General features: G+C 76.0%; 4 protein-coding genes. All 4 read right to left on the bottom strand.

Translation table 11 applies throughout. The features are described from left to right. On the bottom strand, positions 1–1,293 hold a 1,293-nt coding region (locus C6N75_RS02020), incomplete at its 3' end, for an acyl-CoA dehydrogenase family protein (RefSeq protein WP_258177170.1). A gap of 342 nt (positions 1,294–1,635) precedes the next feature. Then, positions 1,636–1,869 (bottom strand): DUF5302 domain-containing protein, encoded by a 234-nt coding sequence (locus tag C6N75_RS02015; protein WP_105867096.1) that lies wholly within the window; start codon positions 1,867–1,869, stop codon positions 1,636–1,638. Between the two features lie 43 nt (positions 1,870–1,912). Next, on the bottom strand, positions 1,913–3,451 hold the full coding sequence (locus C6N75_RS02010; RefSeq protein WP_181160288.1) for an MFS transporter: 1,539 nt from the start codon (positions 3,449–3,451) through the stop codon (positions 1,913–1,915). An 83-nt stretch (positions 3,452–3,534) separates the two neighbouring features. After that, positions 3,535–7,726, bottom strand: a 4,192-nt coding sequence (locus C6N75_RS02005; RefSeq protein ID WP_146132457.1) for an SDR family NAD(P)-dependent oxidoreductase, incomplete at its 5' end; no start/stop codon positions are given.

Below are 7,726 nucleotides of genomic sequence, written 5' to 3'. Positions count from 1 at the left end.
CTCGACAAGCTCGTGCGGGACCTGCCCCTCGCCGGGCTCGGCCACGCCGGCGCCGCCGCCTGCCAGGCGGTGATCGTGCCGCAGTTGCGGACGCTGGCCGAGCCCGGCGAGGGGCAGGTCCCGCACGAGCTTGTCGAGCGCCCCGTAGTCGGGGCTGTCCCACTGGAAGCCGCGCGAGCCCAGGACGGTGGCCAGCTCTTCGAGGTTCTCCCGCAGCAGGTCGGGCACCACGTACTTGGCGGCGGCGGCGGCCAGCTGGGTCCGTTCGGGGAGCAGGTTGAGGGCGCGCAGCACGACGGTGGCCATGCTGTCGCAGGCCAGCAGGTCGGCGAACACCCCCACCAGCGGTCTGGTCCAGCGGCGGGCGACCGGCCCGGTGCGGCCGGTGGTGACGGCCCGTACGGCCGAGTGCAGCACGGTGTCGGCGGCGGCGGTGACGACTCCGCAGATCAGGCCGCGGTCGACCTGGAGGGTGCGCAGCGCCAGCGGCACGCCCTCGCCGGTGCGCCCGACGAGCGCGTCGGCGGGCACCGGGAAACCGGTGAACTCCAGGCCGGAGAAGAGCGCGCCGCGCATGCCGGTGGTGGTCACCCGGGGCAGCTTGCGGATTCGGCCCGTACCGCCGCCGGGGGCGTCGGCGGCCGCGTCGAGGAGCAGCACCGAGTGGCTGCGCGGGCCGGGGGCCGGGTCGGTGCGGGCGAACACCACCTGGGCGGCGGCCCGCTCGGCGTTGATGACGACGTCCTTGCGGCCGTCGAGCAGATAGCCGCCGCCGGGCGCGGCGGCGGCGGTGAACTCGTTGCGCAGGAGAGCGTTGGCGTGCGCGGGCTCGTGGTGCGCGATCGCCACCCGGTGGCCGCCGGCGAGCAGTGCGGCCAGGCGCCGGCGCTGCTCGGGCGTGCCGGCCGCCCACACCGGGGCGGCGGCGAACAGGGACGTGATGCCGAAGCCGAAGCCGAGGCCCAGGTCGCGGCGGAAGACCGGGCGCAGGACGCGGGCCAGCAGGTCGGCGCGGGTCAGCTTGCCGCCGTACTCCAGCGGTACCAGCTCCGCGCCCAGGCCGCTGTCGGCGAGCAGCCGCTCGGTGGCGTGCGGCGGGGTGTGCCGGGCGTCCGCGTCGAAGAGGGCGCGCAGGCCGTGCGGGTTGGCGGCGTCGTAGGGGTCGCCGAGCGACGCCTCGAGGCGCGCGGCGCGCGCTCGTGCGTCGGCCTCCCACGCGCCGGTTGCGGCGGCGGGTCGGGCTGCGGTCCTGGCGGCGGTGGTCATGGCGGCGGTGGTCAGCTCCCTCGTCACAGGACGTGCACCTCCTCGCGTCCCGGATCCGCGCCCCGGGTGCAGAGACTGCCCGGAACGCCTCGGGAACCGCCGGAGCCCTGCCGGAGCCCTGTCAGGGCTCTGCCGGAGCCCCGCCGGATTCCTGTCAGAGCCCTGCCGAAGGCTCGCCGGATTCCTGTCAGAGCCCTGCCGGAGCGCTCTGCCGAAGCCCGGCGTGTGCCGGGACGTGGCCGGGAAGCCTGGCCCGAGGCCGTCGTGCACCACCCGGAGGGGTGACGCACGACGGCCTCGGGCCACGGCGTACGGCCTGTGCCGGTGTGCGGCGTACGGCCTGTGCCGGTGTGCGGCCGGAGCGGCGGCTCAGCCGGTCTTGCGGCGGAAGAACCGCTTCTGGCCGGCGGCGCCGCTCATGTTCTTCACCCGCATCCGGCCCTCCTCGTGGGCCTGCTGGTTGCGGGTGAGGCGGGACTTCTGCTCCAGGGCCCGCTTGAACTTCAGCTTGTCGTCGTCGTGGGTGGACGGGGTCGCGGCGGAGAGGCTGTGCGCCGACAGGCTCTGCGCCGACAGGCCCTGCTGGGGGGTGTTGGCGGTCATGGGTGAACCTCCTGGTGGTGTCGGGGTAGGGGTCGGGATCGGGTCAGGTGGTCAGTGCGGCGGCCGGCTTGCCGGCCTGCGCGGCCTCGGGGGCCGGGCCGTCCGGGGCGGCCGCGGGGGCGGGATCGGCGGCGGCCGGCGTCTCCTGCGGCTTGGCCGCGGTCGCCGTCTTCAGGAAGGTGGCCAGCACCGCCGTGAGGACGAACAGGCCGACGTTGACGGCCAGCGCGGAGGCGGTCTTGCCGGCGTAGTCGGCTCGCGCGGTGGCCTCGGTGAACTGGCTGAAGTAGACGGCGCCGACACCGGCGACGCCGGCGGCCGAGCCGAACTGGATGGCCGCGTTGAGCACCCCGGAGCCGACGCCCGCGTCCTGCGGCGGCACGTCGCCGAGGACGACGGCGGTCAGCACGGGGGCGGTCAGGCCGAGGCCGAAGCCCATCACCAGCTCGGAGGCGGCCAGCGGCACCCAGTTGACGTCGCCGCCGCCGGCCAGCACCGTCCAGATCACGCCGCCCGCGCCGAGCGCCAGCAGCAGCGCGCCGCCGCGGACGAAGTCGTGGCCGCGCCCGGTCGAGAAGCGCCAGGCGATCTGGAAGGTGGCGATGATGCCGACCGGCCAAGCCGCCAGGACCAGCGCCGTCTTCAGCACCGGCCACCCCAGGCCCATCTGGAGGTGGAAGGTGAGGACGAGGAAGAACGAGGCGACACCGGCGTAGCAGAGCAGCGTCAGCGGCAGGCCCACGGTGGCCGAGCGGTACTTGAACAGCGTGGGCGGGACGAGCGCGGCGCCGTCCTTGGCGTGCCGGCGGCGCTGCTGCACCACGAACACCGCGAGGACCACGAGGGCGAAGGCGACCAGCAGCAGCATCCAGGCGGGCCAGCCCTGCTCGCGGCCCTGGACCAGCGGGAACATCAGGCCCAGCGAGGCGGTGGTGAGCAGCAGCACGCCGAGCAGGTCGAGCCGCAGCGGGGTCTCGGAGCGGGTCTCGGGCATGAAGCGGGCGGCGATGGCGATGGCGGCGACGCCCAGCGGCACGTTGACCCAGAACAGGGCGCGCCAGCCGAGGCCGGCGACGTCCCACTCGGCGAGCAGGCCGCCGAGCAGCGGGCCCCCGACGCTGCCCACGCTCAGCGCGATGCCCATGACGGCGAACGCCGAGGGCCATTCGGACTGCTTGAACATGGTGATGATGACCGAGACGGCCTGGGGCACCATCAGGGCGGCCATGAAGCCCTGGCCGAACCGGCCCGTCACGAGCATCTCGCCGCTGGTGGCGAGGGCGCACACCACGGAGGCGGCGGTGAAGCCGGCGACCCCGGTGAGGAACAGGCGCTTGCGCCCGTAGATGTCGCCGAGCCGGCCGCCGGTGATCAGGAACAGGGCGTAGGCCAGGGTGTAGCCGGCGAGCGTCCACTGGGCGGTGCCGAAGGCGGCGCCCAGGTCCTTCTGGATGTCCGGCAGGACCACGGTGACCGCGTTCGCGTCGAGGTTGTCGAGGAACGCGGCGAGGGTGACCACGGCCAGCGCGATCCAGCGATGGCGTGCTGCGGATTCGCGGCTCTGCGTGTTGTCCGTAGGCACGGAATCAGCTCCTAGTGTTGCGTTGCGTTTCATCTGGGGGGTTCGGCCGGGCGCGGGCCGTGGGGGCCCGGCGCCCGGTGGGGTCAGGCCAGGTCGCCGAGTACGGCGTCGAGGGCGCGGTCCATTTCGTCTTCGGTCAGGTCTTCGGCGGCTTGCAGGGCGGCGGCGGACGTCCGGGTGGCCGGGTCGTCGGCGCCTTCGGGCCGGGCGAGTTCGAGCAGCTTGGCGAGGAGTCCGCTGTGCCGGAGCTGCTCGGCGGTGATGCGTCCCAGCGCCCACGCGGCCTGCTCCAGCGGCTCGGTGGGCGGTGCGGCGTCCGGGCCGCCGTCGGCCGTGGCGGCGGCGTCCCCGGGGCCCGCGCCGAGTGCCAGGCGCACGTGCAGCAGTTCGGCGATGGCCTGCGGGGTGGGGTAGTCGAAGGTCAGGGTCGACGGCAGCGGTACGCGGGCCAGCGCCGAGAGGCGGTTGCGCAGCTCGACGGCGGTCAGCGAGTCCCAGCCGAGCTCGCGCAGCGGCTTGTCGGGGCCGATGGCCTGCTCGCCGCTCAGGCCGAGCACGCCGGCGACCTCCTGCCGCACGCAGCGCAGCAGCAGGGCGAGCTGTTCGGCGGCGGGCTGTCCGGCGAGCCGTTCGGCGAGGCCGCCGCCGGGTGCGGCGTCCGCGGCGGTGCGCGGCCGGGTCCGTACCAGCGCGCTGAGCAGCGGCGGTACGGAGGCGGCGTCCCGCTGGAGTCCGGCCGTGTCGAGCTTGATCGGCACCAGATGCGCCTCGGGCCGGGTCAGCGCGGTCCGGAGCAGGTCGAGGCCCTCCTCGGGGGTCAGCGCCCGGGTGCCCTGGCGGCGCAGCTTGCCCAGCTCGGCCTCGTCCAGTCCGGCGGTCATGCCGATGCCGGCCTGCTGCCACAGTCCCCAGGCCAGGCTCAGGCCCGGCAGGCCCAGGGCCCGGCGGTGCGCGGCGAGCGCGTCGAGGAAGACGTTGGCGGCGGCGTAGTTGCTCTGCCCCGGCGCGCCGAGGGTTCCGGCGGCGGAGGAGAAGAGCACGAAGGCGTCGAGGTCGAGGTGGCGGGTGAGTTCGTGCAGGTGCACCGCGCCGGCGAGCTTCGGCCCGAGGACCCGGGTGAAGCGTTCGGCGTCCTGGTTGAGGACCACCCCGTCGTCCAAGACGGCGGCCAGGTGCACCACCGCGGTCAGCGGGTGCTCCGCGCCGGCCTCGGCGACGATCCGGGCGACGTCCTCGCGCCGGGAGACGTCGCAGGCCAGGATGCGGACGCTGGCGGCGCCCGCCTCGATCAGCTCGCGCACGACGCCGTCCGCGCCGGGGGTGTCGGGGCCGCGCCGGGAGGTCAGCACCAGGTGGCGCACCCCGTGCTCCTCGACCAGCTGGCGGGCTGCCAGCCGGCCCAGCTCGCCGGTGCCGCCGGTGAGCAGCGCGGTGCCGTCGGGCGACGGCCGCGCGGGGATGGTCAGCACGAACTTGCCGGTGCTGCGGCCCTGCGCCATCAGCCGGAAGGCGGTGGGCGCCTCGCGCACGTCGAAGGCGGTGTACGGCAGCGGGCCGATCGCGCCCCGCTCCAGCAGGCCGACCAGGGCGCGCAGCATCTCCTGGATGCGGTCCTCGCCGCTCTCGATCAGGTCGAACGCCTGGTAGGCGACGCCCGGGTGGTCGGCGGCGGTCCGGGCGGCGTCCCGGATGTCGGTCTTGCCCATCTCCAGGAAGCGCCCGCCGCGCGGCATCGTGCGCAGCGAGGCGTCCACCAGCTCCCCGGTGAGGGCGTTGAGCACGAGGTCGACGCCCGTGCCGCCGGTGGCGGCCAGGAAGGCGTCGGCGAAGCCGGCGTCCCGGGAGGACGCGATGTGGGCGTCGTCCAGGCCGAGCCGGCGCAGCGCGGGCCACTTGCGCGCGCTGGCGGTGCCGTAGACCTCGGCCCCCAGGTGCCGGGCGAGCCGCACGGCGGCGGTGCCGACGCCGCCGGCCGCCGCGTGGACCAGCACCTTCTCGCCGGCGCGCAGCGCGCCCAGGTCGTGGAAGGCGTAGTACGCGGTGAGGTAGGCCAGCGGCAGGGTGGCCGCCTCGGTGAAGCCGAGGGTGTCCGGGATGCGCACCATCCAGCGGGCGTCCACGGTGACCTCGGTGCCGAAGGTGCCGACGGCCAGGCCCATCACCCGGTCGCCGGGCCGCAGCCCGCCGCTGCCGGGCGCGGCCTCCACGACCACACCGGAGCACTCCAGGCCGAGCTGCGGGGCGTGCACCATGTCCAGGGCGTTGAGCACGTCGCGGAAGTTCATGCCCGCGGCGCGCACCTTGACCCGTACGTGCCCGGCGGGCAGCGGCTGCCGGTCGGCGGTGCGGAAGGCGAAGGTGTCCAGCCGGCCCTTCTCCTCGATGCCCAGGCTCCAGGTCCCGCCGCCTTCGGGCAGTTCCAGCGCCGTCCCGCCGGCCGCCCTGACCAGGCGCGGGGTGAGCGACTCCTCGCCGCGCAGCACCAGTTCCGGCTCCTCGCGGGCGGCCAGGGCGCGGGCGAGCTGCTCGGGCTCGGGGATGTCCGGGCCGATGTCCAGCAGCCGCAGGGTCCGCTCCGGGTGCTCGGCGCGCGCCACGCGCACCAGGCCCCACAGCGGGGAGTCGGCGAGCCCGTCGACGGTGTCGGCCGGTCCGGCGGCGACCGCTCCCCGGGTCACCCAGACGACCTCGGTGCGCTCGAAGCGCGGATCGTCCAGGAGCGGCTTCAGTCCGCCGAGGGCGTCCACCGCCGCGTCCCGCGCCCGTCCCGCCAGCGCGCGGCCCTCGGGCCGCTCGGCGTCGCCGGGGTCTCCCCCGCCGGTCAGGTCGACCACGATCCGGGCCGGCTCGCCGACGTCCGCGCCGGCGTCGGCGGTGAGCACGGCGCCCAGGTCGGCGACCGCCTCGACCCCCAGCAGCCCGGCCACCACGCCGCCTTGCCCGATCACCAGCGGCGCGCCCGCGACGGGCGATCCGGCGTCGGCCCGCTCCGGCAGGGCGGCTGTCCGGTACTCCACCCGGTACAGGTGCTCGGGGCCCTCGGCCGGCCGGTCGACGCGCAGCTGGGCGGCGTCGGCGCGGCGCACCTCCAGCCCGCCGACCTGCGCCACCGCACGCCCGTGGGCGTCGGCGGCCAGCACGGTGGCCCTGGTCCCGCCGGTCAGCTCCAGCCGCACCCGCAGCTCGCCGGAGCCCCGCGCGTGCAGGGCGACCTCGCTCCAGGCGAACGGCAGCAGGACGCCGGCCGGGTCGTGCTCTCCGCCGTCGGGGGCCTCCGGGTCCTCGACGGCCGCCAGCGTGTGCAGCGCCGCGTCGAGCAGCGCCGGGTGGACGCCGTACCCGTCCGTGTCGAGTTCCTCCGGCAGTCGGACCAGGCCGTAGGCGACGCCGTCCCTGCGCCACAGCTCGCTCAGCCCCCGGAAGGCGGGGCCGTACTCCAGCCCCTGGGCGAACAGCTCGTCGTAGAGCCCGTCCAGCTCGACCCGCTCGGCCCCGGGCACCGGCCACTGGGCCAGCTCCGCGAGCGCGTCGGCGGCCGGGACCGGGGCCGGCTCCCCGTCGGCGAGCAGCCGGCCGGTGGCGTGCAGGGCCCAGCCCGTCCCGTCGGGGGCGTTCTCGGGGCGGCTGTGGATCTCCACCGTGCGGCCGGCGCCGGTGTCGGCCTCGCCGATCCGCACCTGGATGCGCACGGCTTCCTCACCGCGCAGCACCAGCGGTTCCAGCACCGTCAGCTCGCCGACACCGGCCGCGCCGACCCGCTCGGCGGCGGCCAGCGCCACCTCCAGCAGACCCGTGCCCGGCACCAGCACCGTCCCGAAGACGGCATGGTCCGCCAACCACGTCAGCTCGCCAGCCGACAGCCGCCCGGTGAACACCTCGCCGCCGTCCGCACCGGCCAGCGACAGACCGGCACGCAGCCAGGGGTGCCCGGCCGACTCCAGCCCGGCGGCGCGGACGTCCCCGGAACGGGACCCCGATGCCTCCGTCCAGAAGCGCTCGCGCTGGAAGGCGTACGTCGGGAGGTCGGCGAGCCCGCCAGCGGGCACCACAGCGTCCCAGTCCACCGACTGTCCGGCGGCGTGCAGTGCGCCGACCGTGCGCAGCAGCGCCCGCGCCTCGTCCGTCTCGCCCTTGCGCAGGGGCAGCGAGGCCACGAACCGCCCGGCGGAGTCCTCGGCGACACAGCCCGCCGCCATCACCGACAGGACGGCCGCCGGACCGCACTCCAGATAGCGACCGACCCCTTCGGCCTCCACCGCGCGCACGGCGTCCAGG

Origin of the sequence: Streptomyces solincola, from assembly GCF_002982015.1 — a bacterium.
GTDB classification, from domain to species: domain Bacteria; phylum Actinomycetota; class Actinomycetes; order Streptomycetales; family Streptomycetaceae; genus Streptomyces; species Streptomyces solincola.
The sequence above is the reverse complement of the archived record's forward strand: the minus strand, read 5'-3'. Positions and strand labels throughout refer to the sequence as shown.